The organism is Rubrivirga sp. (assembly GCF_965213695.1).
Classification (GTDB): Bacteria; Bacteroidota; Rhodothermia; order Rhodothermales; family Rubricoccaceae; genus Rubrivirga.
In genome coordinates this window covers 888,658-912,843 of the sequence record NZ_OZ243912.1, presented here as the reverse complement: position 1 = coordinate 912,843, position 24,186 = coordinate 888,658, and the positions used below count along the sequence as shown (strand labels likewise).

General features: G+C 70.6%; 19 protein-coding genes. 12 read left to right on the top strand and 7 right to left on the bottom strand.

The window, feature by feature from the left end:
- The first annotated feature begins 20 nt into the window (after window positions 1-20).
- From ACOOHE_RS04070 to ACOOHE_RS04060, 3 genes are all read left to right on the top strand, one after another.
- Window positions 21-1,538: a UDP-N-acetylmuramate--L-alanine ligase gene (locus tag ACOOHE_RS04070; RefSeq protein WP_420456522.1), complete on the top strand. Its 1,518-nt coding sequence runs from the start codon at window positions 21-23 to the stop codon at window positions 1,536-1,538.
- Window positions 1,539-1,609: 71 nt separating this feature from the next.
- The gene (locus tag ACOOHE_RS04065; RefSeq protein ID WP_420457597.1) at window positions 1,610-2,389 is read left to right on the top strand and encodes a helical backbone metal receptor; all 780 of its coding nucleotides are present in this window, start codon (window positions 1,610-1,612) and stop codon (window positions 2,387-2,389) included.
- 77 nt (window positions 2,390-2,466) lie between these two features.
- Window positions 2,467-3,354, top strand: coding sequence for an aldo/keto reductase (locus ACOOHE_RS04060; protein ID WP_420456521.1), 888 nt, complete (start codon window positions 2,467-2,469; stop codon window positions 3,352-3,354).
- Window positions 3,355-3,360: 6 nt separating this feature from the next.
- On the opposite strand, the gene ACOOHE_RS04055 is transcribed toward ACOOHE_RS04060, so the two are convergent.
- On the bottom strand, window positions 3,361-4,266 hold the full coding sequence (locus ACOOHE_RS04055) for an MBL fold metallo-hydrolase (RefSeq protein WP_420456520.1): 906 nt from the start codon (window positions 4,264-4,266) through the stop codon (window positions 3,361-3,363).
- 115 nt (window positions 4,267-4,381) lie between these two features.
- Window positions 4,382-5,137 carry a hypothetical protein gene (locus tag ACOOHE_RS04050; protein ID WP_420456519.1) on the bottom strand — a complete coding sequence of 252 codons (756 nt, stop codon included), beginning with the start codon at window positions 5,135-5,137 and terminating at the stop codon, window positions 4,382-4,384.
- 173 nt (window positions 5,138-5,310) lie between these two features.
- Between ACOOHE_RS04050 and ACOOHE_RS04045 the strand changes: the two genes are divergently transcribed.
- Window positions 5,311-6,393: a carboxypeptidase-like regulatory domain-containing protein gene (locus ACOOHE_RS04045; protein WP_420456518.1), complete on the top strand. Its 1,083-nt coding sequence runs from the start codon at window positions 5,311-5,313 to the stop codon at window positions 6,391-6,393.
- A gap of 78 nt (window positions 6,394-6,471) precedes the next feature.
- On the top strand, window positions 6,472-6,993 hold the full coding sequence (locus ACOOHE_RS04040; protein WP_420456517.1) for a hypothetical protein: 522 nt from the start codon (window positions 6,472-6,474) through the stop codon (window positions 6,991-6,993).
- Window positions 6,994-7,091: 98 nt separating this feature from the next.
- On the opposite strand, the gene ACOOHE_RS04035 is transcribed toward ACOOHE_RS04040, so the two are convergent.
- The 3 genes from ACOOHE_RS04035 to ACOOHE_RS04025 all read right to left on the bottom strand — a co-directional run bounded on the left by ACOOHE_RS04035 (window position 7,092) and on the right by ACOOHE_RS04025 (window position 10,381).
- Complete coding sequence (locus ACOOHE_RS04035; protein WP_420456516.1) at window positions 7,092-7,937, bottom strand: hypothetical protein; 846 nt, start codon at window positions 7,935-7,937, stop codon at window positions 7,092-7,094.
- A 180-nt stretch (window positions 7,938-8,117) separates the two neighbouring features.
- A complete protein-coding gene (locus tag ACOOHE_RS04030; RefSeq protein WP_420456515.1) occupies window positions 8,118-9,566 on the bottom strand; it encodes a glycine--tRNA ligase in 1,449 nt (482 codons plus the stop codon).
- A gap of 257 nt (window positions 9,567-9,823) precedes the next feature.
- A complete protein-coding gene (locus ACOOHE_RS04025) occupies window positions 9,824-10,381 on the bottom strand; it encodes a helix-turn-helix domain-containing protein (protein WP_420456514.1) in 558 nt (185 codons plus the stop codon).
- A gap of 210 nt (window positions 10,382-10,591) precedes the next feature.
- On the opposite strand from ACOOHE_RS04025, the gene ACOOHE_RS04020 reads away from it, so the two are divergent.
- The 3 genes from ACOOHE_RS04020 to ACOOHE_RS04010 all read left to right on the top strand — a co-directional run bounded on the left by ACOOHE_RS04020 (window position 10,592) and on the right by ACOOHE_RS04010 (window position 16,951).
- Complete coding sequence (locus ACOOHE_RS04020) at window positions 10,592-13,285, top strand: endonuclease/exonuclease/phosphatase family protein (RefSeq protein WP_420456513.1); 2,694 nt, start codon at window positions 10,592-10,594, stop codon at window positions 13,283-13,285.
- A gap of 172 nt (window positions 13,286-13,457) precedes the next feature.
- Window positions 13,458-15,878, top strand: coding sequence for a zinc-dependent metalloprotease (locus tag ACOOHE_RS04015; RefSeq protein ID WP_420456512.1), 2,421 nt, complete (start codon window positions 13,458-13,460; stop codon window positions 15,876-15,878).
- Between the two features lie 125 nt (window positions 15,879-16,003).
- A complete protein-coding gene (locus ACOOHE_RS04010; RefSeq protein WP_420457596.1) occupies window positions 16,004-16,951 on the top strand; it encodes a glycoside hydrolase family 43 protein in 948 nt (315 codons plus the stop codon).
- A gap of 268 nt (window positions 16,952-17,219) precedes the next feature.
- On the opposite strand, the gene ACOOHE_RS04005 is transcribed toward ACOOHE_RS04010, so the two are convergent.
- Window positions 17,220-17,846, bottom strand: coding sequence for a gluconate 2-dehydrogenase subunit 3 family protein (locus ACOOHE_RS04005; RefSeq protein ID WP_420456511.1), 627 nt, complete (start codon window positions 17,844-17,846; stop codon window positions 17,220-17,222).
- 67 nt (window positions 17,847-17,913) lie between these two features.
- Window positions 17,914-19,632 carry a GMC family oxidoreductase gene (locus ACOOHE_RS04000; protein ID WP_420456510.1) on the bottom strand — a complete coding sequence of 573 codons (1,719 nt, stop codon included), beginning with the start codon at window positions 19,630-19,632 and terminating at the stop codon, window positions 17,914-17,916.
- A 246-nt stretch (window positions 19,633-19,878) separates the two neighbouring features.
- Between ACOOHE_RS04000 and ACOOHE_RS03995 the strand changes: the two genes are divergently transcribed.
- The 4 genes from ACOOHE_RS03995 to ACOOHE_RS03980 all read left to right on the top strand — a co-directional run bounded on the left by ACOOHE_RS03995 (window position 19,879) and on the right by ACOOHE_RS03980 (window position 24,124).
- Window positions 19,879-21,192 carry an FAD-binding oxidoreductase gene (locus tag ACOOHE_RS03995; RefSeq protein ID WP_420456509.1) on the top strand — a complete coding sequence of 438 codons (1,314 nt, stop codon included), beginning with the start codon at window positions 19,879-19,881 and terminating at the stop codon, window positions 21,190-21,192.
- 84 nt (window positions 21,193-21,276) lie between these two features.
- Window positions 21,277-22,017, top strand: a complete 741-nt coding sequence (locus tag ACOOHE_RS03990; protein WP_420456508.1) for an SDR family oxidoreductase — start codon at window positions 21,277-21,279, stop codon at window positions 22,015-22,017.
- A 122-nt stretch (window positions 22,018-22,139) separates the two neighbouring features.
- Window positions 22,140-23,570, top strand: coding sequence for an LptF/LptG family permease (locus ACOOHE_RS03985; RefSeq protein ID WP_420456507.1), 1,431 nt, complete (start codon window positions 22,140-22,142; stop codon window positions 23,568-23,570).
- 74 nt (window positions 23,571-23,644) lie between these two features.
- Window positions 23,645-24,124, top strand: coding sequence for a hypothetical protein (locus ACOOHE_RS03980; RefSeq protein ID WP_420456506.1), 480 nt, complete (start codon window positions 23,645-23,647; stop codon window positions 24,122-24,124).
- Window positions 24,125-24,186 lie beyond the last annotated feature (62 nt).

The window sequence follows — 24,186 nt, the reverse complement described above, 5'->3', positions numbered from 1 at the left end:
GCGCCCCCGACCCGCCGCCGATGCGCCGCCTCGAAGACTTCGCCGACGCCGACCTCCGCGTGTTCGACCGCCCGCCGCTCCCGCCGCCCGAGGCCGTCCGCGACGTGTACCTCATCGGGATCTGCGGCAAGGGGATGGGCGCGCTCGCCGAGTTGCTGGCCGAGGCCGGCTACCGCGTCCGCGGCTCGGACGAGGCGGCCTACCCGCCCATGTCGACCCGGCTAGAGGCCGCCGGCATCCCCGTGCTCGAAGGCTACGACCCCGCCCACCTCGACGGGCCCGACGGGCCGCCGGACTGGGTCGTCGTCGGCAACGCGGCCGTCCCGACGCACCCCGAGGCCGCCGCCGCGCGCGAGCGCGGGCTGACCCAGGCGTCGCTGCCCGAGACCCTCGCCCACCTCTTCCTCGCCCGCCGCCAGCCGGCCGTCGTCGCCGGCACGCACGGCAAGACGACCACGACGGGGCTCCTCGTCCACGTCCTGCGCGAGGCCGGGCTCGACCCCGGGTTCTTGGTGGGCGGCGTTCTCGTCGGCGAGGAGCGGACGGCGGGGCTCGGGTCCGGCCCCGTGTTCTGCGTCGAGGGCGACGAGTACGACGCGGCCTACTTCGACAAGCGGCCCAAGATGATCCTCTACCGGCCGCACCGGGCCATCGTGACGAGCCTGGAGTTCGACCACGCCGACATCTACGCCGACTGGGACGAGTACAAGCGGGCCTTCCACGCCTTCGCCGCGCTCCCCCCGCCCGACGGCCTGCTGGTGCTCAACGGCGAGGACGCCGAGGTGCGCAAGCTGGCGAAGCGGACGTGGGCGCGCGTCCGCCTCTACGGCGTCGAGGGCGCTGAGCCCGACGGCATGTCGTTCGATGTCGCCGCCCGCGACCTGACGCCGGTCCCCGGAGGCCAGACGTTCACCCTCGTCGTCCGGGGCGAGCCGGTTGCCGACGTCCGCTTGCCGATGGGCGGTCGGTACAACGCGCTCAACGCCCTCGCCGTGGCCGCTGTCGCGCTCGACGCCGGGGCGACGCCGGAGCAGGTGGCCGCCGGGCTCGCCACGTTCGGCGGGATGAAGCGGCGCCAGGAGGTCGCCTGGGACGGCCGCGTGCTCGTGGTCGACGACTTCGCGCACCACCCGACGGCGGTCGAGGCCACGATCCGGGGCGTGCGCGAGCGGTGGCCGGGCCGCCGCGTCGTCGCCGTGTTCGAGCCGCGCTCCAACTCGAGCCGCCGGGCCGCCTTCGAGACGCCCTACGCCCGGGCGCTCGCGACGGCCGACGCCGTGTTCCTGTCAACGCCCCCGCTCCGCCACAACGACGACCCCGCCGACTTCCTGGATGCCGAGGCCGTCGCCGTCGCCGTCCGCGCCGCTGGCCCGCCGGCCACCGCCTACCCCTCGGCCGACGCGCTCCTGCCGGACTTGGTGGCCGACCTGTCCGACGGCGACCTCGCGCTCGTCATGTCGAACGGGTCGTTCGACGGGCTCGTCCGCAAGCTCGTCGCGGCGCTGGGCGACTCCGACGGACCGTCTGCGGGGCGCTGACGTAGGACCGGGAGCGCCACGCTCAGCCCCTCCCCGCCACGCCCGCCCCCTTCTTCGACGACCCCGACGCGCTGGGCCGGCCGGTCCGCCTGGAGCGCCCGCCCCGGCGGATCGTCTCGCTCGTCCCGTCCCAGACCGAGCTGCTGGCCGACCTCGGCCTCGACGACGAAGTCGTGGGGCTCACCCGGTTCTGCGTCCACCCCGAGGACTGGAAGGGCCGCAAGACCGTCGTCGGAGGCACGAAGACGATCAACGTGCCGCGGCTGGCGGGGCTGGCGCCGGACCTCGTCATCGCCAACAAGGAGGAGAACCCGCGCGACGAGGTCGAGGCCGTGGCCGAGCACGCGCCGGTCTACGTCACCGACGTGGCGGACGTGGCCGGCGCCGTCGCCATGATCCGGGCCGTCGGCCGGCTCGTTAACCGGGCGGACGTCGCCGGGCGACTGGCGGACGAGGTCGCGGCCGGGTTCGCCTCGCTCGCGCCGGGGCCGCCGCTCCGCGCGCTGGCCCTCATCTGGCGCGACCCGTGGATGACCGTCGGCGGCGACACGTTCGTCTCGGACGTGATGGCGCACGCCGGGCTCGACAACGTGGCCGCCGACCGCGAACGCTACCCGGCGCTCTCGGCCGACGAGATCGGCGCGCTCGCGCCCGACGTGGTACTCCTCACGTCCGAGCCGTACCCGTTCGGCGAGCGGCACCTCGCCGAGACGCGGGCGCTCGCGCCCGGCGCCCGCGTGGTGCTCGTCGACGGCGAGGCGTTCTCGTGGTACGGGAGCCGCCTGTGCCAGACGCCGGCCGTGCTCCGCACGCTGTCGGCCACGCTGAGGTCGGAGTCCGGCGCCACCTGAGCGGAGCCGGCCGAGGCGCGTTTTCGCGGAACGGCGACGGCCCCGCACGATCCAACCGGCCCTCTCCTCCCGTGACGATGCCGTACGCCGCTACCTCCAACGCCCCCGCCCACGCCGCCGGCACCTTCGACCTCGGCGACGGCCTGACCGTCCACCGCCTGGGCTTCGGCGCCATGCGGATCACCGGCGACGGCGTGTGGGGCCCGCCCAAAAACCACGACGAGTCGGTCCGCGTGCTCCAGCGGGCCGTCGAGCTCGGGATCGACTTCGTCGACACGGCCGACAGCTACGGGCCGTTCGTGAGCGAGGACCTGATCGCCCAGGCGCTGGCGCCCTACCCCGACGGCCTGGTGATCGCAACGAAGGGCGGCCTGCTGCGGACGGGCCCCGGCCAGTGGCCCATGCTCGGCAAGCCCGACTACCTCCGCCAGGCCGTCCGGATGTCGCTCCGCCGGCTCCGGCTGGACCGCATCGACCTGTACCAGCTCCACCGGATCGACCCCGAGGTCGACCGCGACGCCCAGTTCGCCGTCCTCAAGGAGTTCCAGGACGACGGACTCGTCCGCCTGGTCGGCCTGAGCGAGGTCTCGGTCGACGAGATCCAGGCGGCCCAGGACGCGGGCCTCGACGTGGCGACGGTCCAGAACGAGTACAACTTGGGGACGCGGAAGTCGGAGGACGTCCTGGACTTCTGCGAGTCCGAGGGCATCGGCTTTATCCCGTGGTACCCGCTCAACGCCGGCAAGCTGGCCGAGAGCGGCCTCCTGGACGAGGCCGCCGAGGCGCTCGGCGCGTCGCACAGCCAGGTCGCGCTGGCGTGGCTCTTGAAGCGGTCGCCGGTGATGCTGCCGATCCCGGGGACGTCGTCGGTCGCGCACCTGGACGAGAACACGGCGGCGGCCGAGATCGAGATGCCCGACGACGTGTTCGAGGCGCTCGACCAGGCCGCGCGCCAGGCCGCCTGACGGCCGTCAGCGGCGGCGCCGCTTGAGGAGCTCGGAGAGCAGGACGGCGCCCAACGTGCCGCCTGCGACGAGGGCTGGTGTCCGGTCGGGCACCGGCGGCGGGACCGAGACGACGCCCGCGTCGTCGTCGAACCGGGCCGGCTCGGGCACGTAGCGGCCGTGCTCGGGCCGGTGCGAGCGCTCGGCGAAGGCGGCCAGCCGGTCGGCGGCGCCGTCCGTGATCTCGCGGCCGTGGCCGGCGGCGAGCACCCGGGGGCGGAGCGCCGCGAGCTGGCGGACGCTCTCGGCCGTCGCCTCCCAGTCGGGCACGAACGGGACCGGCGAGCGCGAGACCTCGCGGGCGTGGGTGACCTGGGCCACCCACGAGTCGAGGTCCATCGTCGCGACGGCGTCGCCGGCCAGCAGCGTCCGGTCGGCCTCGCGGAACAGGGCGACGTGGCCCGGCGCGTGGCCGGGCGTGTGGAGCCACCGCCACCCGTCGAGGCCCACCGACCCGTCGGCCGGGAGCGGCTGGACGCGAGCGCCGAAGTCGTAGCCGGCGGTCGGGAAGAACCGCGACAAGAAGGCAATGGCCCCGCCCGGCGTCGGGTCCTGCGGCGGGTAGTCCGAGCGGCCGGTGAGGAACGGGAGCTCGGCGTCGTGGGCGAAGATCGGGACGCCCCAGGCGTCGGCGAGCGCCGCCGCGTTGCCGGCGTGGTCGAAATGGCCGTGCGTCAGCACGATGGCTTGGGGCGGCACGTCGCCGTGGTGGGCCTCCGCCGCGCGGCGGATCCAGCCGGCCGCGCCGGGCAACCCGGTGTCCACCAGGACCCACGGTCCCCCGGGCGGGCCGACGAGGTAGGCGTTGACGAAGAAGATGGGCACACGGACGACGTCGTCCGCGACGGGGTACGTGCCTGGGAAATCAGCCATGACGGGAGAAAGGAGGAGGTCCGTCCAACCTCCTCCTCCCCCACCAAGGTCCGTAGCGTCGCTGCACGCAACGACGCCCTCTCAACGCCGAGAGGCCACGCGCCTCGCAGGCCCGTCAGCAGGCGACGTCGCGGAGGTCGGCGTCCCAGCAGGCCCGAGCGCCGCCGTTGTAGGCGTCGGCCGTGATCGAGCCGGCGCGCGTCTCGCGGTCCCACACGATGAGCGCGCGGTCGCCCTCGGGCTGGCTCAGCCAGTCGAACGTCTGCTCGGTCCCGTCGGTGGCGTAGCGGACCGACGAGCGGCCGTTCTCGCGGCCGTCGGGCACGCGGAACGTGACCTCGCGGTCGTTGAGGTCGCGGACGTCGAAGGTGGCCGTAAGCACGGCGCCGCTCTCGTTGGGGTTGAACAGGCGCCACGAGCCCGTCTCGCCGTCCAGGCTCGTCGTGGCCGTGTAGTACGTGAACGGGGCGTCGGTGTCCTCGGCCGTCACCAGCCGCCAGTTGACGTCGCCGTCCTCGACGGCGCCTTTCAGTCGGAGGGCGACCGGCGTGCCGAACACGTCGACCGTCGCCCGCCACACGAAGTCGCCGTCGGGGTCGAGCGTCGGGGCGTCCCGGGTGACGGCGTCCGTCGCCGCGACGGGCAGCACCAGGTTGAGCCCGACGACCGTCGAGACGATGCCGACGCGAGCGGCGGCGTTGAGGTAGTTGGGCCCGGCGTCGACGCGGGAGTTGGCGTCGGGGAAGGCGTCCGTGTCGAGGGCGAAGGCGGCCGGCGAGATCGGCGCTGGCGCGGTGCCGTCGGGCTCGGACGTGTCGCATCCGGCCAAGACGGCGACGACGAGGGCGAGGAGGAAGAGGGAGCGGAGCATGGGGAAACCGGTGGAGGGGAGAGAAGCGGAGCCGTGTTCGCCCGCCCAACGCATGGATCGGCGGGAGCGTTACAGGAGGAAAGGGCCGGGCGGGCGTCCTCAGGAAACCATCAGGGCGTCCGGGCTCCGCCGAGGGCCTTGACAGAGCCGCCCGCGCCGTCGTTGACTCCGGCGTGCGCCCCTCCCTCCTCCTGCCCCTGCTGGCGGTCGCCTTGGGCTCGGCCGCCGCCCAACCCGCCGTCGTCGCCGGCACCGTCCGCGACGCCGACGGCACGCCGCTCCCCGGCGCCAGCGTCTACCTTTCCGGCACCACGCGCGGGACCTCGGCCGATGCCGGCGGGCGGTTCCGGCTGGAGGCCGTCCCCCCGGGCGCGTACCGCGTGGTCGGGTCGATGGTCGGCTTCGCGCCCGACGTCCGCGAGCTCCGCCTCGCCCCGGGTGCCCAAGCCGCTGTCGACCTGTCGCTGGCGCCGGCGACCCGGACGTTGGGCGACGTCGGTGTCGAGGCCGAGCGCGACGGGCGGTGGGCGCGGCGGCTCGCGTGGTTCGAGAAGGCGCTGCTGGGCGAGTCCGCCAACGCCGACTCGACGCACGTCCTCAACCCCGAGGTGCTGGACCTCCGCGTCCGCTGGGGCGAGCTGCGGGCGGAGGCCACCGCGCCGCTCGTGATCGAGAACCGGGCGCTCGGCTACCGGCTGACGTACGACCTCCACGCCTTCCGCGCGAGCGCGACGAGCGTCCGCTACGACGGCGATGAGCACTTCGAGGCGATGGCGCCCGCGTCGCCCGCCCAGGCCGAGCGGTGGGCGGCGGCTCGCGCCCGGGCCTACCGCGGGTCGCTCGCGCACCTCTTGCAGTCGCTCTTGGTGGGCACCGCCGAGGCCGAGGGCTACTCGTTCGAGATCGCCCGGGAGGACACCTACGGCGCGTGGCGAACCGTCCGCGCGCCGACGCGGTGGCTCATGGACGTCGACGCCGACGGGTGGGGGACGTTGCGCGTGCGCGGCCGGCTCGACGTCACGTACGCCGGCGAGCCCGAGGAGCCGGCCTACCTCCGGTCCGAGTGGTTCCGCGAGCCCCGCCGCCGGCCCGACTCCGCCCAGCGCTCGTCGCTGACGGTCGACCGGGGCCGCGCCCGCGTCGACCCGCAGGGGACGCCGGAGGACCCGTTCTCGATCTCGACCTCCGGGCACCAAGCGTTCGAGCGCCTGGCCGACCGGGTCCCCGAGGACTACCGCCCACCGCCCGACCTGTGACCGGTCGCCGCGTCTGGCACCTGGCCGATGCCACAGAGGGAGTTGACGACCGGTGTTCCATCTTCTAGAATATGGGACATGACCCTCACCCGCCCTCAAGACGTCCTGGTCCTCCTCAAGCTCGTTGCCTCCCCCGACAGCGCGGCGACGTACGCGCGGCTGGCGGACGAGGTCGGTCTGAGCGTGTCGCAGGTGTACCGGAGTCTGGAGCGGGCGGAAGCGGCCCGGCTTTACACGGCCGCGCGGCGAGCCCCGATCCGAGCGGCTCTGCTCGACTTCGTCCTCCACGGCGTGCGGTACGCCTATCCGGCCGCGCACGGCCCCCGCACGCGAGGGATGCCGACAAGCGTGGCCGCTCCGCCCCTCCGTGATCACTTCGCGATGGGAGCGGCGGAGGGCGAGGTCCCCGTTTGGCCCGATCCCGAGGGGCTGGTCGTTGGGTACGCAGTCGATCCCCTTCACGCCGTGGCGCCGCGCGCGTCCCGCCGCGACCCGGCCCTGTACGAGCTGCTCGCGCTCGTCGACGCTCTCCGCGAAGGCCGGACCCGCGAGCGGGCCCTCGCTGCGGACGCTCTCCGAAGCCGGATCGACCACCCGTGAGCCCGTTCGACCAGCCCGGTCCCCGGCGGATCGAGCACGTCGCCCGACACCTTGGCGACCTCCTCAGCCTCGCTGTGAACGGAGCGAGGTGACCAGGCTCAGTCGTCCCCGATCACGGAGATGCGCCCCTGGCCACGACTCGGGCCCTGCTCCGTCACGAGCACACGCCCATCCGGGAGCACCGCCAGACCCTGAGGCCGCTCCAGGCCAGTCGCGAAGTCGCTCCGCTCACCGGTCGCCGAGAGCACCGAGACGCGGTCCAGGGACGGCTCGGCCACGAGCACACGCCCATCTGGGAGCACCGCCATCTGACTATAAAACCCGAACACCCCTAGCCCAGCCGCGAAGTCGCTCCGCTCGCCACTCGCCGTGAGCACGGAGATCCGACTCTGTCCGTCCTGGGGGTCCTCAATCACGAGCACTCCGCCGTCGGGAAGCACCTCTAGATCGTAGGGACTCAGTAGGCCCGTGGCGAAGTCGCTCCGCACGCCGCTCGGCGAGACTACGGAGATCCGGTCCCTGCGGTATTCGGCGACGAGTACGCGCCCATCGGGCAGAATCGCTACACCGGTCGGGTTATCCATAGCCGTTGGCTCGAGGGTGCCATTTCGGTTCACGAAGATGCTCTTCTCACCCGTGATCGAGAGCATCCAGATGAGCCCCCTGCCCCGGTCGGCAACGAGCAAGCGCCCGTCGGGGAAGACCGCCGTGTCTTTCGCGCTCACACCTGTAGCAAAGTCCTCTCGCTCGCCCGCTGCCGAGAACACCGAGAGCCGCGAGACGGCATCCCAAACCAGCACGCGTCCGTCGGGGAGCGCAGCCAGCGTGCGCGCCACGTCCAGACCCGTCGCGAAGTCCACCCGCGGGATCGGCTGGATGCTGGAAGGGGCGGGGTCCGGCTGCGGCTCGACGGTGTCACACGCCGCGACAGAGAGCACGACCACGGCGAAACAAACGAGGGGAATACGAAGGAGGGAGCGCACCATGGCTGCGGAAGCGAGTCGGTCTGGAGAAGCACATGGAATGCACCACTGGTCTCCATTATACGCCCCCCTCCAGGCCTGACTTGATCCGTCCATCCCGGTCGCCCGCCTTGATGTCCGCATGGACGCCCCGCCCCCTGCTTATTCCCCAAGCGTCCAGGCCTCGATCTGGTCCTCCAGATACCGCCGGACGTTCTCGGACGGGACCGTGTCCTGGGCCATCGAGTCTCGGTCGCGGACCGTCACCGTCCCGTCCGAGATCGTGTCGCCGTCGATGGTGATGCAGAACGGCGTCCCGATCTCGTCCTGGCGCCGGTACCGGCGGCCGACGGCCCCCTTCTCGTCGTAGGTCACGTTGAACTGCTTGCGCAAGTCGGCCTCGATCTTGTGGGCGGCCTCGGGCATCCCGTCTTTCTTGACGAGCGGGAACACGGCGGCCGTGAACGGGGCCAGCGCCGGGTGGAACTTGAGGACCGTCCGCGACTCGGTCTTGTCGCCATTCGTGACCTCCTCCTCGCGGTAGGCGTCCGCGAGCACCATCAGGATCGTCCGGTCGAGCCCGACCGACGTCTCGACCACGAACGGGACGTAGCGCTCCTGGGTCTGGGGGTCGAAGTACTCGAGCTTCTTGCCGCTGAACTCCTGGTGGCGGCTAAGGTCGAAGTCGGTGCGGGAGTGGATCCCCTCGATCTCGTTCCACCCGAACGGGAACTCGTACTGGACGTCCTGGGCCGCGTCGGCGTAGTGGGCCAGCTTCTCGTGCTCGTGCCACCGCAGCTTCTCCGGGCGGATCCCGTTCGCCACGTGCCACGCCATCCGCTTGTCGGCCCACTCGGCATACGCCTCCATCTGGTCGCCGGGCTTGACGAAGTACTGCATCTCCATCTGCTCGAACTCGCGCATCCGGAAGATGAACTGGCGGGCCACGATCTCGTTGCGGAACGCCTTCCCGATCTGGGCGATCCCGAACGGGACCGCCTGCCGCGCCGTCTCGGCGACGTCCTTGAAGTGGACGAAGATGCCCTGCGCGGTCTCGGGCCGGAGGTACAGCTTCGACGCTTCCTCGGCGAGCGCGCCCGTCGCCGTCTCGAACATCAAGTTGAACTGGCGGACGTCGGTCCAGTCGAACGCGCCTGAGTCGGGCGACCGGATCTCCTCGTCCTGGATGATTGCGCCCAGCGCGGACGCGGCGTCGTCCGAGTTGAGCGCTTGGACGAACCGCTCGCGGAGCGCGTCGGCGTTGTCGGTCCGCCCCTTCTTCTCCAGCTTCTCGATGGCCCCCTCGACGAGTTGGTCGGCCCGGTAGCGGCGGCCACTCGCGCGGTCGTCGATGAGCGGGTCCGAAAAAGCGTCGACGTGGCCGGACGCCTTCCAGACGGTCGGGTGCATCAGGATGGCCGCGTCGAGCCCAACGACGTTGTCGTGGTCCCTCACCATCGCGTTCCACCACCGCTCGCGCACGTTCCGCTTGAGCTCGACGCCGAGCGGGCCGTAGTCGTAGACGGCCCCGAGCCCGCCGTAGATCTCGGACGACGGGAACAGGAAGCCGCGGCGCTTCGAGAGGGAGACGATCGTGTCGAGGTCGGCCATGGGGCGGGCAGAGGGGAGCGGGCCAAGATCGGCGCGGCGCGGCCGGGCGGGCGCGAACGCCGCTCGAAAACAGGAGCGGGAGGAAACGAGGATGACGCTCAGTCGCGGGGCGGCGTCGTCTCCGCTGCACGGACTTGGTGGGGTGTTTACGCTCCAGGGCTTGGATGCCGGTCTTCTCGTCGCAGGACACGACGTGGACGCCCGCCTCGTGCAGCGCCGGCGCATCGGCATAGGTCTGGCAGATGGTGGCCACCCGCTCATCGAAGTCCTCCGTGATCGTCGGGTTGAGCCAGTACTGGCTCCGATGCGGCTTGACGGCAGCCTCGTTTTAAAAAACGGCCCACCGTGCGCGGTGAGATCGAGTCTACGATGCCCTGCTGGACCGCTTCGTCAGCCAACTCATGCGGCGTCCAATGCGTCACTGGGCGCCCGACGCCCTCGGGAGGGCGCAAGGCCAACGCGACGATCTGAGTCACTTGCTCAGCGGAGAACGTCAGCGGTGCCCCCGAACGTGGAGCGTCGCCGAGCGTCTCGCCGATGAGCGCGTCGAGGGTGGAGGATGGCTCTGTGGCCTGCCGGAGCGCGGCCCGTCGATCCTCGTCGTCGCGCCAGCGCTTGCGCCAGATCCGGACGGTGCTGAGGGCGATCTGGAGGCGCCGCGCCGTCTGGGTCACCCCCAGGCCCTCGTGGGCCGCCAGCAGGATTCGGGCACGGAGCACGAGGCACTGGGGCGCGGTCTGTTTCCGGACAAGAGCCTTCAGGATGGCCTCCTCCTCTTCGCAGAGTTGGATGGGGGCGGCGTGGGGGCTGGGCATCGCAGGCAGAGGAGGGAGCGTCCTCGAACGGGCTCGCCGCCTGCTTGTGCCGGCTAGAGAGGGTCGGTATCTAGAGAGGGTCGGTATAATGGGAAGGGGCGCAACGTCATACCCATTCAGACCGAGAAGGCAATGCCAACCCCCAACGGCGATGCAACACGCGCCGCGCATTACGCCGCCGACCTCCCCAATCCGACGACTCTCAGCGCCATGAGACTGCTCCTACTCGTCGCTACCATCCTGTTGTCGCAGACGGCCGCTGCACAGGTTAGTGTCACGCCTTCGCCCTATCAGTTTCCGCCGCAGCAGGTCGGTACGAGCTCCGATGTGCAGGAGTTCGTGGTTCGTAACCTCGGCACCGAGCCCTTGGTTCTCGACCCTAGCCACGTGTCCATAGTGGCGCAAGACGCCCCGAGCACCTCGCTGTCGGTGCTCACCCTGAACATCTGGCACGACCAGTCTAACTGGCCGGCACGGTTCGCACGGATGCTCGACGAGATCCGCGGAATGGACCCCGACATCATCAGTCTCCAGGAGGTCATCCAGCGGGCCACGCTTGACAACCAGGCGCAGCAGATGGCGGACTCGCTGGGCTACTACTACTATTTCGATTCAACTAGCCCGGAGAACCAGGCGAAGCGCTATGGGAATGCGATTCTCTCCCGCTATCCGATCGAGGAGACAAACTTTCGAGCGCTTAATCCGCTCAACAATTATCGCATGGCCGTCCACGTAAAGCTCGATGTCGATGGGCACACGGTAGACGTGTACAATACGCACCTCCACAGCACCAAATCCGGCAATGATATCAGGTCAGAGCAAATCGCTCATATGCTCGATTTTATTGACGAGACTAACAGTGATGAGCTCATCATTGTAATGGGAGATTTTAACGCCAATCCAGATTGGCCCGAAATGGCTCTTATGTACGATGACTTCGTAGATGCGTATCCTCTTTTTCATGAAGATCATCTAAATACTGAACACACGACTTTGAATTACCATCTAGGACATGAGGAGAGACGAATCGACTACATATTTTATAACGAGGCAAGTAGTGATCGACTGAATCCGTCGTTCGCAGGGGTCGTAATGGATGAGGCGAGCGAGGGTGGCGTATACGCATCGGATCACTTTGGAGTGTTTGCCACCTTTGAGATAGTATCCGATGATGCCAATTTCGCGCTTTACAACATTGATGAAGTCGTCGAACTGCAGGGCGATCAAACGGCATCTATAGGTGTGACTTTCGCGCCGCAGATCGTGGGAACAAAAGAGGTCTTACTCAGAATTGCAGACGCGGAGGTCGTATTGACCGGCGAGGCCTATGATGCTGCGGTTCGTTCGTTTCCCTGGGCGGAGGACTTCAGCGGACTGGCCGACGGCGAATTGCCCGTAGGATGGAGCAGGAATGCAAGTAACTGGAGCACGTCTGACTCGAACCACGCTGGCGGTGAAGAAGCGCCTGAACTCGAGTTCTGGGGGGAGCCGGCCAGAGACGATACATTTTATGTTCGTACCCCACTGCTCCAAACGACAGGTGTGGATAGCCTGAGTCTATCGTTCAATCATCGGGTGCAGAATTATGGCGACCCTGGCATATACGATCTGCGGTTGGTGAGCGTTGTCGGGGAAGACGAGTATTTGGTCGCGGAGTGGGTCGACCCAGGCGACATGCCAGCCGAAACCACCACCCTACACTTAACTCCGGACCACGGCGTTGGGGCAGATCAGATGTACCTGGCCTGGGAGTTCCGGGGGCAGTCCGACAATATCACCCGATGGGCAATCGACGATGTGCGGCTGAGTGAGCTGCCGAAGCTGGATGTCTCTCTTGATAGTCACTCATTCGGCAGGCAGGTGTTCGGCACCCTGTCCGACCCTCAGGTTTTCACGCTGTCGAATGTCGGGGGAGGCATACTCTCACTCAGGCCGGAGGACGTTACTATCACAGGCCCCGACGCTGAGGAGTTCGTTCTCCATACGCTCGCGGACAGCGTGGCACTCGGGCACGACGAGTCGGCAGAGGTGTCGGTGGTTTTTACGCCGCAGTCCGTAGGAGAGAAAATCGCTGAGCTACACATTGGCGACCGTGTCGTATCCCTGAGCGGGGAGGGCTTCGATCCCATCATCACGGAGTTCCCCTGGACGGAAAACTTCTCTGATGTTACAGGGGGTAATATCCCGCTCGGCTGGACTCGTGACGGCGAAAACTGGGGCGTTCTCGACGCGAGTAAGGCCGAAGGAGAGGCGCCTGAAATGGTCTTCTGGCGGCAGCCTGAGGTTACGGGCCGCGTCTACCTCACCACTCCCAACATTGTCACTCCGGCACAAAACAGCTTCCAGCTATCCTTCAGGCATCAGGTGCGGAGGAATTATGGCGATCCCAAGAGCTACACGCTCCAAGTGATGGCGATCGCCGACGGCACGGAGCATCTGATCCAGGAGTGGGTCGATCCCGGCGCGATCGGAGCTTCTCTCGTCACGGTTACGGTTGGCGAAAGTCACGGCGTGGGAGCCGAAGACTTCCAGCTGGCATGGGTTTTCGACGGCGTCGCAAGCCATATCTGGCAATGGAACATCGACGACATTAGGCTCGAAGTGCTGAACGCCACCTCAGTCGATCCTATCGGTTCGCCGCTGACGTTCGCTATCAGGCAGAACTACCCCAACCCCTTCAATCCTTCGACTAATATTCAATATCAGGTGCCGGAGAGTGTGCACATAATGCTCGAAGTCCACGACCTATTAGGGCGACGTGTCGCCACGCTGGTTGACGAGCAGCGTGAGGCGGGAGTCTATGACGTGACTTTCGACGGCTCCGCTCTCGCAAGCGGCGTTTATCTCTATCGAATGCAGGCGGGTCAGTTTGTCAAGACGATGAAGCTGATGATCGCTAAGTAGTGCACGACCGAACTTAGACGGGTATGACCGGCCCCCGTTCTTTGTACCAGCCGGTGTGATAGTGCCGACGCCGGTTCATGGGGACAGAGTGGCCGCGTAGACGGCCGGAGCAAGGTAGCCGAGCGCGCTGTGCGGGCGCGACTAGATTGGCAGTCTGCTCCCGCCGCCGCCCATGCCCCGCCTGCTCGCCGTCGTCCTCGCCTGTCTCGTCGCTGGGTGCGCCGCGACCGCGCCGCCTGCGCCCGAGCCCTCGGTCTCCGAGCCAAACGCGCTCACGAGCATCGCCGTCAAAACGGCGAACCTCGACAAACGCGACGGGTTCGTGCCCGTGTGGTGGGGCGCCGACGCGGGAAAAGTCTGGCTCGACGTCCCACTCGACACGGACCTGCTGTACACCGTCGCCCTCGCGGCCGGGCTCGGGTCGAACGACGTCGGGCTCGACCGTGGGCAGCTCGGCGGCGAGCGGATCGTCCGGTTCGAGCGGGTCGGGCGGAGGGCCCTCTTGGTCCAGCCCAACCTCCGGTTCCGCGCCGGCACCGACAACGCGGCCGAGCGGACGGCCGTGGCCGACGCCTTCGCCCCGTCGGTCGTGTGGGGCTTCGACGTCGCCGCGGCGACGGGCGACCGGGTGCTCGTCGACGCGACGGACTTTGTGGTCCGCGACGCGCACGGGGTCGCCGAGCGGCTCCGCCAAACCGGCCAGGGCTCGTTCTCGCTCGACAAGACGCGCAGCGCGCCGGTCCCGGACGGCCTCAAAGCCTTCCCCCAGAACACCGAGCTCGAGGCGCGGCTGACGTTCGCGAGCACCCAGCCCGGTCGGTTCGTCCGCGACGTGGCCGCCGACCCGAGCGCGCCGACCGTCCGCGTCCGCCAGTCGTTCGTCCAGCTCCCCGACGCCGGCTACCAACCGCGCGCCTTTCACCCCGCGAGCGGCTACTTCGTCTACGACTACGCCGACTACGCCGCGCCCATCGGTGAGGACGTGACGCAGCGGGTCATCACGCGGCACCGGCTGGCGTGCGCTGGGCCCGCCGGCGCGGACGGCCTGTGCGACCCGGTCGAACCCATCGTCTACTACCTCGACCCCGGGACGCCCGAGCCCGTCCGCTCGGCGCTGCTCGACGGCGCCCGGTGGTGGGCCGACGCCTTCCAAGCCGCCGGCTTCCGCGACGCCTACCGCGTCGAGGTGCTGCCGGACGACGCCGACCCGCTCGACGTGCGGGTCAACGTGATCCAGTGGGTCCACCGGGCCACGCGCGGGTGGAGCTACGGGGCGAGCGTGATCGACCCGCGGACGGGCGAGATCCTGAAGGGCCACGTGTCGCTGGGCTCGCTCCGCGTCCGCCAGGACTACTTGATCGCCGAGGGCCTGCTCGCGCCGTACGTCGGCGAGCGCGCGGCGGGGTTCGACCCCGACTCCGACCCGATGCTGGCGCTGGCGCTGGCCCGGCTCCGCCAGCTCTCGGCCCACGAGGTCGGCCACACGATCGGGCTGGCCCACAACTTCGCCGGCTCGACGCAGGGGCGGACGACGGTGATGGACTACCCGGCCCCGCTCGCGACGCTCGTCGACGGCGCGGTCGACGTGTCGGACGCCTACGCGGTCGGCGTCGGCGAGTGGGACGTCCAGGCCGTCCGTTACGGCTACGCGCCCGACGAGGCGACGGCCCAGCGGGTGCTGGCGGAGAACCGTGACCGTGGCCTCCGCTACGTCACCGACGCCGACGCCCGGCCGACCGGCGCGGCCTCGCCGACCGGCGCGCTCTGGGACAATGGCGCCGACGCGGTCGCCGCGCTGACCGACGAGATGGCCGTCCGCCGCGCCGCCCTCGACCGGTTCGGCGCCGACGTGATCCGGACGGGCCGGCCGCTGGCGACGCTCGAAGAGGTGCTCGTCCCGCTCTACCTCCGCCACCGCTACCAGGTCGACGCGACGGCCCACCTGGTGGCCGGCGTGGCCTACGGCTACGGCACGCGCGGCGACGGGACCGAGGCGCCGACGCCCGTCGACGGGCCGACGCAGCGGGCGGCCCTCGATGCGCTGCTGGCGACCGTCACGCCCCAAGCGCTGGCGCTGCCCCCAGCCGCCCGAACGATCCCGCCGCGTCCGCCGGGCTACGGCGCGAGCCGGGAGACGTTCGACGGACGCACCGGCGTCACGTTCGACCCGGTCGCCCCGGCCGAGACCGCCGCCGCGCTCACGTTTGGGTATCTGCTGGATCCGGCGCGGGCGTCGCGCTTGGTCGTCCAGCACGCGCTCGACCCGTCGCTGCCGGGCTTGGACGACCTGCTGGCCCGGTCCGCCGACGCGGTCTTGGGCGCCGACGTGCCGACGCCGTACCACGCCGAGGTCGCCCACGCTGCGACGACGGCCTACGTCACGTCGCTTATCGCGCTCGCCAGCGACGCCGACGCCGCGCCGGCCGCTCGGGCCCGCGCCGAGGCCCACCTCGCCTCGCTGGCGCCCCGCTTGGCCGGCGCGCACGGGATGTGGCTGGCCGCTGAGATCTCCCGCTTCTTGAACCGCGACTACGACCCGGAGACGCGCCCGGAGCCGCCGCGCACGCCGCCCGGTTCGCCCATCGGCCAGTGACGGGCGGGTGCCCGGTCCGGGCGGCTTCCGGCGTAGTCTTGTCCACCACCGACCGACCGCTCATGACCTCCCCCGACCGGCCTGCCGAACGCCGCCCGTCGCTCTGGGCCCTCGTCCCTGCCGTCATGTGCCTGATGCTCCAGGCCTGCGCTTCCACCTCAGAGCCCGCACACGCCGGCAACCCGCTGTGGGACGGGTGGTATGCCGACCCCGAGGGGCTCGTCTTCGGCGACGAGTACTGGATCTACCCGACGTTCTCGGCCGCGTACGACGACCAGGTGTTCTTCGACGCCTTCTCCTCGCCGGACCTCGTGACCTGGACCAAGCACGAGCGGATCCTCGACACGACGATCGTCGCCTGGGCCGACAGCGCGATGTGGGCGCCGTCGGCCATCCAGAAGGACGGGCGGACGTTCTTCTTCTTCGCCGCCAACGACATCCAGAGCGACGACGCGGTCGGCGGGATCGGCGTGGCCGTCGCGGACGACCCCGGCGGGCCGTTCTCGGACTACCTCGGCCGGCCGCTCATCGGCACGTTCCACAACGGGGCCCAGCCCATCGACCAGTTCGTGTTCCAGGACGGCGACCGCTACTACCTCCTCTACGGCGGCTGGGGCCACGCCAACATCGCCCAGCTAAACGACGACTTTACCGGGCTCGTCCCGTTCGAGGACGGCACGACGTTCCGCGAGATCACGCCGGAGGACTACGTGGAGGGCCCCGTCATGTTCGTGCGCGGCGGCCGGTACTACTTCATGTGGTCGGAGGGCGGCTGGACGAACGAGACGTACCGCGTCGCCTACGGCGTGGCCGACTCGCCCTTCGGGCCGTTCGAGCGCGTCGGGACGGTGCTGGAACAGGACCCGGCTCTCGCGACGGGCGCCGGCCACCACTCCGTCATCCGCGTCCCGGGCACCGACGAGTGGTACGCCGTCTACCACCGCCGACCGATCCCGAACCTCGGCCGCGACCACCGGGTGACGGCCATCGACCGGATGGAGTTCAACGCGGACGGGACCATCCGCCCAATCGTGATGACGACCGAGGGCGTCGCCGCCCGCCCGCTCCGGTAGAGCAACATGCGAGTAGGTACGAGGTGCCAGGGCTATCGCAACATTCCCTGGCTTGTCATCCTGAGCCTGCGAAGGGTCTCAGCACGACTCGTCATGCCTGCCGGCACCGCTTCCTATGGGCTGGACGTCCGCGTTGAGATCCTTCGCTCCGCTCAGGATGACAAAGGTGGGGTACCGAATGTTGAGGACGCGATAGCCCTCTACGAGGTACAGGCGGACTCAGAAGCGTACCCGGAACGTCGTACTCTGTACCGACCCGAAGGGTGCTCTAGACCGCCCGAGCGGCGTAGGCGTTGGCGTCGTCGGGGCAGCCGGTCCACGTGCTCTGGGCGACGTTGCCGAGGTATCCCAGATCCTCGACGCCCTGCGGGCTGGAGAAGTAGCCCGTGGCGACGTAGTTGCGGAGCAGGCTGAAGAAGGCGACGCCGGCGGCGTCTTGGGGCGCGGCCGAGTCGGGGTAGGCGATCCGGTCCAAGAGCGCCCGCTGCGGGTCGGCGGTGGCCGCGACGAACGAGTCGGCGCCGAGCTCGCGGGCTTGGGCGTCGAGCCACGCCAGCCCGCCGCGCATCAGCGTCTGGCGGTTGGTCGGGTCGCCGAGCAGCTCGTCGGTCATCACCCAGTCGACGAACTCGACCGTGCCCGTGTCGGCCGCGCTCGGCCCCCGGTCGTCGGCCGGGAGGAGGATGCCAGCGAGGGTACGGACGGTCTCGGCCTCGTGGGCCGTGAAGAACGTCCGCTCGGCGCCGACGGCGGGGAGCATCGCGGCCGAGCGCTCGGCGTGGCGCATCGCGGACCCGGCCACGTCCTCGCCCCGGCACGCCGAGAGCAGGGCGGGCGCGGCGGCGACGACGGCGAGCCGACGAAGAGCGTCGCGGCGGGAGATCGGAGCGGGCATGGGTACAGGGTACGGGGTACTCGGTACGGAGGGCACCAGGTACCGAGTACCCGGTACCCCGTACCTCCTACACGTTGCGCTGGCGGCGCTGGTCCAAGAGGTAGTCCGCCGCGCGCCACGAGAGGGCGAGGATGGACCACGTCGTGTTCTTGTGGGGCTGGGAGACAAACGTGGCCGCGTCGACGACGAACAGGTTGTCGACGTCGTGGGCCTGGCAGAACCCGTTGAGCGCCGACGTCGCCGGGTCGTCGCCCATGCGGACGCAGCCGGCCTCGTGGATGATCTCGCCGGGCGCCGAGATGCCGTAGCTCGTCTCCTCGGTCGGCATCTCGTCGATCTCGCCGCCGATGGACTGGAGAATCTCGCGCGCCGCCATCTGCATGTGGCGGGCCTGGCGGATCTCCTCGTCGCCCCACGTCACGTCGAAGGTGAGCGTCGGGATGCCGTAGCGGTCGACGGAGGCCGGGTCGATCTGGCAGCGGTTGTCGGCGCGGGCGAGCATCTCGCCACGGCCCGAGAACCCGACGCGGGCGGCGTAGACGCGGCGGTAGTCGTCCTTGAGCTGGGCGCCGTAGCCGCCGCCGCCGCGCGGCCGGTCGCCCCAGTCGGCGTTCGCGCGCTCGATGCCCCAACCGTAGCCGAAGCCCGGCATTCCGCGCCCGCCCCACGTTTCGAGGTGGTACCCGCGCGGGAAGTCGAGCGACGCATGCTGGTCGTGGAGCCACCACGGGATGTAGATGTGCATCCCCCCGACGCCGTCGCAGTTGTGGGCCGGCTGGTTCGCCAGCGCCGGGACGAACGCCGACGCGCTCGCGCCGACGGTGTCCATGAGGTACCGCCCGACGACGTCTGACGAGTTGGCGAGCCCGTTCGGGTGGCGGACGCTCGTCGAGTTGAGCAGCAGCCGCGCCGACTCGCACGCGCTCGCCGCCAGCACGACGATGTCGGCCCGGACCTCGGTTGCCTCCAGCGTGCCCGTGTCGACGTACGAGACGCCGGTCGCCCTCCCTTCGGCGTCGGTCGTCACCTCGCGCGCCATCGCGCCGGTAACGACGGTCAGGTTGCCGGTCGCCAGCGCGGGGTCGAGGAGCACGCGCCCGGCCGAGAAGTTGGCGCCGACCGAGCAGCCCCGGTTGCACTGCCCGCAGTAGTGGCACGCCGGGCGGTCGCCGAGCGGCCGGGTCAGGATCGACAGCCGCGACGACAGGACGGGGATGCCGATGGACTCGGCCCCGCGCATGACGCGCTTCTCGTAGCACCGGGGCTCGGGCGGCGGGAGGAACTGGCCGTCGGGCTCATTCGGGAACCCGTCGCGCGAGCCGAAGATGCCGACCAGCCGGTCGACCTTGTCGTAGTACGGCGCCAAGTCGTCGTAGCCGATGGGCCAGTCGTCGCCGTAGCCGTCGCGGCTCTTGCCCCGGAAGTCGTCGGGCCCGAAGCGGAGCGAGATCCGACCCCAGTGGTTTGTCCGCCCCCCCAGCATTCGGGCACGCCACCACCGCCAGTCGGTCCCCTCGGCGGCCGAGTACGGCTCGCCCTCGATCTCCCAGCCGCCGTCGCAGGCGTCGAACTCGCCGAACGGCCGCGCCGTCGTGCTCGCGCCGCGCCGGGGCGACTCGTAGTTCCACGTCAGCATGTCGGCGTCGGCGATGGACCACGGCTGGCCGGCCTCGAGCAGGACCACCTTGGCGCCGCCCTCGGCGAGCACCTTGGCCGCCATGCTCCCGCCCGCGCCGGAGCCGACGATGCACACGTCGTAGGTTTCGGTCGGCTCGAGGATCTGCACGGGCGTGGCGGGGGATCGTCGGCGAAGGTACCGTGAACGGGGCGCCCTCCCCTCCTCCGTGCGGCGAAGCCGCTACGTTCCTCGATTGGCAACCAAACAACAGCCGTCATTCCCGCGAACGCGGGAATCCACGCGAGGCTTGGGCCTGGCGAGGGACCCCGCATGGATCCCCGCGTTCGCGAGGATGACGATGGGGTCGTGGTGCCGCGCGAAGGACTCCAGAGAGCCCGACGGCCCTGCCCACCGATGAGCGTCCGCGGCTACGAGAGTTGGGGCCGCGTGCCCGTCGCGCCGCCGGCCCGGGTGGACCGCCTGAGCTGGCGGAGCAACGCGCCCGCGCGGCTGGCGGAGGCCGCGACGCGCGGCTCGGTGCTGGCGTACGGCCGGGGCCGCTCGTACGGCGACGTCTGCCTCAACGGCGGCGGCGGCCTGCTCGACACGGCCGGGCTTGACCGGGTCGTCGCCTTCGACCGCGAGGCCGGCGTGCTCCGCGCCGAGGCCGGCGTGACGCTGGCCGACGTGCTGGCGCTCACGCTCCCCCACGGCTGGTTCCTCCCCGTCACGCCGGGCACGCGGCACGTCACGCTCGGCGGAGCCGTCGCCAACGACGTGCACGGGAAGAACCACCACGTCGCCGGGACGGTCGGCCGGTTCGTGAGCCGGCTCGGGCTCGTCCGGTCGACCGGCGAGACGCTGGAGCTGGCGCCCGGCGACCCGCTCTTCGCCGCCACCGTCGGCGGGCTGGGGCTGACCGGGCTCATCACCGACGTCGAGCTCCGCCTGATGCGCGTCGCCTCCGACCGGATCGACCAGACGACGACGCGCTTCCGCTCGCTCGATGCCTTCTTCGCGCTCTCGGAGGCCGCCAACGCCCGGAGCCCCTACGTCGTCGCGTGGCTCGACGCGCTCCGGCCCGAGGGGCGTGGGCTGCTGATGGAGGGGACCCACGCGCCCGAGCCCGACCTCCCCGGCCCCGGCCCGGCGCGCGAGCCCCGCCTGTCCGTCCCGTTCGACGCGCCCGAGTGGGCGTTGTCGCCACTCGCCGTCCGCGCCTTCAACGCGGTCTATTTCCGCAGGCAGCGGGGCGAGGTGTCGCGGTCGCGCGTCGGGCTCGGGCCGTTCTTCTACCCGCTCGACGCCGTCGGCCGATGGGACCGGGGCTACGGGCGGCGCGGGTTCTACCAGTACCAGTTCGTCGTGCCGATGGCGGACGCAGCGGCGGCCGTGCGCGACGTGCTCGGGCGGCTGGCGGCGGCCCGGGCCGGCTCGTTCCTGGCCGTGCTCAAGACGTTCGGCGACGTGCCCTCGCCCGGCCTGATGTCGTTCCCCCGCCCCGGCGTGACGCTGGCGCTCGACCTCGCGAACCGGGGCGAGCGGACGGTCCGCCTGCTTCAGTCGTGCGACGAGGTCGTCCGCGCGGCGGGCGGGGCGGTGTACCCGGCGAAGGATGCGTGCATGACGCCGGCCAGCTTCCGGGCGTTCTTCCCGCAGTGGGAGGCGTTCGCGGCCCACCTCGACCCGGCCTTTTCGTCCACCTTCTGGCGCCGCGTTGTCGGCTGACGGGGCCCGTCTTCCCTCACCCTGTCCCTCTCCCAGGGGGAGAGGGGACGCCGGCGGCGAGTCCGCGCCAGCACCTTTTCATCTATGTCCGAGCGGGTCCTGATCCTGGGCGCCACGAGCGCCATCGCCCACGCCGTCGCCCGGCGCGTCGCCCGGCGGGGCGGACGCCTGGCGCTGGCGGCCCGCGACGCCGACAAGCTCGCGGCGAATGCCGCCGATCTCCGGGCGCTCGGCGCGTCCGAGGTGGTCGAGGTCGCCTTCGACGCGGCCGACTTCGACCGGCACGGCACGGTCGTGGCCCAGGCGTGGGACGCGCTCGGCGGGCTCGACGTGGCGCTCGTCGCCTACGGCACGCTGCCCGACGCCGACGAGGTGGCCACCGACCCCGAGGCCGCCGTCCGCGCGTTTCGGCTCAACGCGACGAGCGTGATCTCGGTCGTGACGCATCTCGCGAGCCGGTTCGAGGCGCAGGGCGATGGCGTGATCGCGGTGTTGTCGTCCGTGGCCGGCGACCGGGGCCGGGCGTCGAACTACGTCTACGGCGCGGCCAAGGGCGCCGTCAGCCTGTTCACCGGCGGCCTCCGCGGACGGCTCGCGGCGAGGGGCGTGGCCGTCGTCACCGTCAAGCCCGGGTTCGTCGACACGCCGATGACGGCGGACGTGTCCAAGAACGCGCTCTTCGCGGATCCGGATCACGTCGCCCAGATCGTCGACCGGGCCATCCAGCGCCGCGCCGACGTCGTCTACGCGCCGGGCTGGTGGCGGCCGGTGATGGCCGGGGTCCGCGCCGTGCCGGAGCGGCTGTTCAAGCGGCTGCCGTTGTAGAGCGCGGAGAGCGCAAGGTGGACCCTGCTTGGAAACTGCGCAGTAGCGTAGCCACACGCGGTGTTCTGCCCGTTCCCCGTTCCTCGTCCCCCATTCCCCGCGAGCGCCAGCGAGATTCCCCCATGCTCAAGCGTCTCCACCGCCAGATCCTGACGGGCCTGCCGCTGCCGTTCGCGGCGGCGCTGCTGACGCTGCTGTTCCTGCTCCTGATGCAGTTCCTGATCAACTACCTGCCCGACCTGGTCGGGCGGGGGCTGCCGGCCGTGGCCGTCGCCGAGCTGATCGCGTACAGCCTGGCCTACATGCTAACGCTGGCCGTCCCGATGGCATGGCTCATCGCGCTGCTGGCGTCGTTCGGGCGGCTGGCCGAGAGCCGGGGCTACCTCGTCGCCAAGAGCGCCGGCGTGTCGCTGCCGCGGCTGGCGTGGCCCGCCCTCGTCGTCGGGCTCCTGCTGACGAGCGGGATGGTGTACTTCAACAACGAGATGCTGCCCGAGGCCAACTACCGGCTCAACGGGCTCTGGCGCGACATCCGCGTGAGCCGGCCCGGGTTCGCGCTCACGCCCGGCGAGTTCTACACCGACGTCAACGGGTACGCCATCCGCGCCGAGGCCATCCCCGAGGACTCGGCGGGCCTGCTCGTCGGCGTGACGGTCTTCGAGGGGGGGACCGGCGGCGACACGGCCACGCTGACGGCGGCCCGGGCCCGGCTCCAGACCCAGTACGGCGGTCAGCGCCTGACGATGCTCCTCGAGGACGGCGCCATCGACCGGCGCTCGCCCGACTCGGGCGCCGACCGCTACGAGCGGCTGACGTTCGACCGCCACCGGATGGCGTTCGACCTGTCGGGCCTGAGCGGCTTCGAGCGCCGCGACGCCGGCGACGGCGGGGGCCGCACCGACCGCTCGATGCGGACGTCCGAGATGCTCGCCGTCGTCGACTCGCTCGACCGGCTCGGCGCCGGCCAGGCCGACTCGGTCCGCGCCGCGCTCGACCGGTGGGGCCAAGCGCCCGTGGGGATGTTCGGCGGCGTGGTCGCGCTGGACACGACGGCTGCGACCGCGGATGCCCGGATCGGGACCGACCGGCCGACGCTCGCCGGGCTCGCCGACCCCGCCCGCGAGTCCGTCTACGACGTCGCGCTCCAGCGGGCCCGCTCGATCCGGGGCGAGGCCGAGGCCGCGGTCTCGGCGCGGGCGTACGACCGCCAGCGGGCCGACCGCTTCCGGGTCGAGATCTACAAGAAGAACTCGATCGCGCTGGCGTGCCTGGTGTTCGTGCTGATCGGGGTGCCGCTGGGGCTGGCCGTCCCGCGCGCGGGCGTCGGCGTGGTGGCGGCCCTCGCCGTGTTCGTGTTCCTGTTCTACTGGATCTCCCTCGTCGGCGGCGAGAAGCTGGCCGACCGCGAGATGCTGCCGCCCGAGGTCGGGATGTGGGCGGCGAACGCGATCATCGGGGTTTTAGGGACGTACCTCGTCGTCCGCGAGGCGCGGGACCCGGCGTGGCGGGACCCGGTGCGGGCACTCGCGGGCCGGTTCAAGCGAAGGGCGTAGGTGGTGTAGTGCAGGTGCGTCAGGCGGCGGCGCCCGTCACGTACGAGAATGGGGGTTCGTCCCCACCTCTCACGATGCTCCGTGCTGTCCTCTTCGTCGCCCTCATCTCCCCCCTCGCCGCGCAAGACCTGCACGAAGTGCCTCTCCTCCTCGATACCGGCCTACACGCATCGGTGGCCGACTCCTCCGAATCGCTCGATGCCCGCCGCTGGCGCACCGTCCGCACGTTCGTCGGCGCCGTCGGCGGCTATGTCACGCTCGGCCTGGTCGGCGGCGCGGTCGGATTTCAGTTGGACTCTTCGGGGTGTGGCGACGTCTGCCTCCCGGATGGGATGTGGGTCGGGTGGGCACTGGGGAGCACCGTCGGTGCCGGCCTCGGGGCTCACGTCGGGAGCGGGAGGTCTGGGTCGATGGTTTGGGCTCTCGTGGGCGCGGGCGCGGCTCAGGGCGCGCTCGGACTGTACGCCGCGGCGACGGACAACCCGGTCCCGATCCTCATTCCGGTCTCCATTCTCGCCGCCACCATCGCCGACCGCGTGGCGGCATCGCGCTAAACGACGCTGACGTGAGTGAGCGCGGGCGGGCCGGCTCGAGTGGAGAGGATGAGCGGGTTCGG

What these genes read in the sequence shown, in the direction of transcription:
- ACOOHE_RS04070 (WP_420456522.1), top strand. Translation starts at nt 21, where the DNA reads ATGCGCCGCCTCGAAGACTTCGCCGACGCCGACCTCCGCGTGTTCGAC.
- ACOOHE_RS04060 (WP_420456521.1), top strand. Translation starts at nt 2,467, where the DNA reads ATGCCGTACGCCGCTACCTCCAACGCCCCCGCCCACGCCGCCGGCACC.
- ACOOHE_RS04055 (WP_420456520.1), bottom strand. Translation starts at nt 4,266, where the DNA reads ATGGCTGATTTCCCAGGCACGTACCCCGTCGCGGACGACGTCGTCCGT.
- ACOOHE_RS04050 (WP_420456519.1), bottom strand. Translation starts at nt 5,137, where the DNA reads ATGCTCCGCTCCCTCTTCCTCCTCGCCCTCGTCGTCGCCGTCTTGGCC.
- ACOOHE_RS04040 (WP_420456517.1), top strand. Translation starts at nt 6,472, where the DNA reads ATGACCCTCACCCGCCCTCAAGACGTCCTGGTCCTCCTCAAGCTCGTT.
- ACOOHE_RS04030 (WP_420456515.1), bottom strand. Translation starts at nt 9,566, where the DNA reads ATGGCCGACCTCGACACGATCGTCTCCCTCTCGAAGCGCCGCGGCTTC.
- ACOOHE_RS04025 (WP_420456514.1), bottom strand. Translation starts at nt 10,381, where the DNA reads ATGCCCAGCCCCCACGCCGCCCCCATCCAACTCTGCGAAGAGGAGGAG.
- ACOOHE_RS04020 (WP_420456513.1), top strand. Translation starts at nt 10,592, where the DNA reads ATGAGACTGCTCCTACTCGTCGCTACCATCCTGTTGTCGCAGACGGCC.
- ACOOHE_RS04015 (WP_420456512.1), top strand. Translation starts at nt 13,458, where the DNA reads ATGCCCCGCCTGCTCGCCGTCGTCCTCGCCTGTCTCGTCGCTGGGTGC.
- ACOOHE_RS04010 (WP_420457596.1), top strand. Translation starts at nt 16,004, where the DNA reads ATGTGCCTGATGCTCCAGGCCTGCGCTTCCACCTCAGAGCCCGCACAC.
- ACOOHE_RS04005 (WP_420456511.1), bottom strand. Translation starts at nt 17,846, where the DNA reads ATGCCCGCTCCGATCTCCCGCCGCGACGCTCTTCGTCGGCTCGCCGTC.
- ACOOHE_RS03995 (WP_420456509.1), top strand. Translation starts at nt 19,879, where the DNA reads ATGAGCGTCCGCGGCTACGAGAGTTGGGGCCGCGTGCCCGTCGCGCCG.
- ACOOHE_RS03990 (WP_420456508.1), top strand. Translation starts at nt 21,277, where the DNA reads ATGTCCGAGCGGGTCCTGATCCTGGGCGCCACGAGCGCCATCGCCCAC.
- ACOOHE_RS03985 (WP_420456507.1), top strand. Translation starts at nt 22,140, where the DNA reads ATGCTCAAGCGTCTCCACCGCCAGATCCTGACGGGCCTGCCGCTGCCG.
- ACOOHE_RS03980 (WP_420456506.1), top strand. Translation starts at nt 23,645, where the DNA reads ATGCTCCGTGCTGTCCTCTTCGTCGCCCTCATCTCCCCCCTCGCCGCG.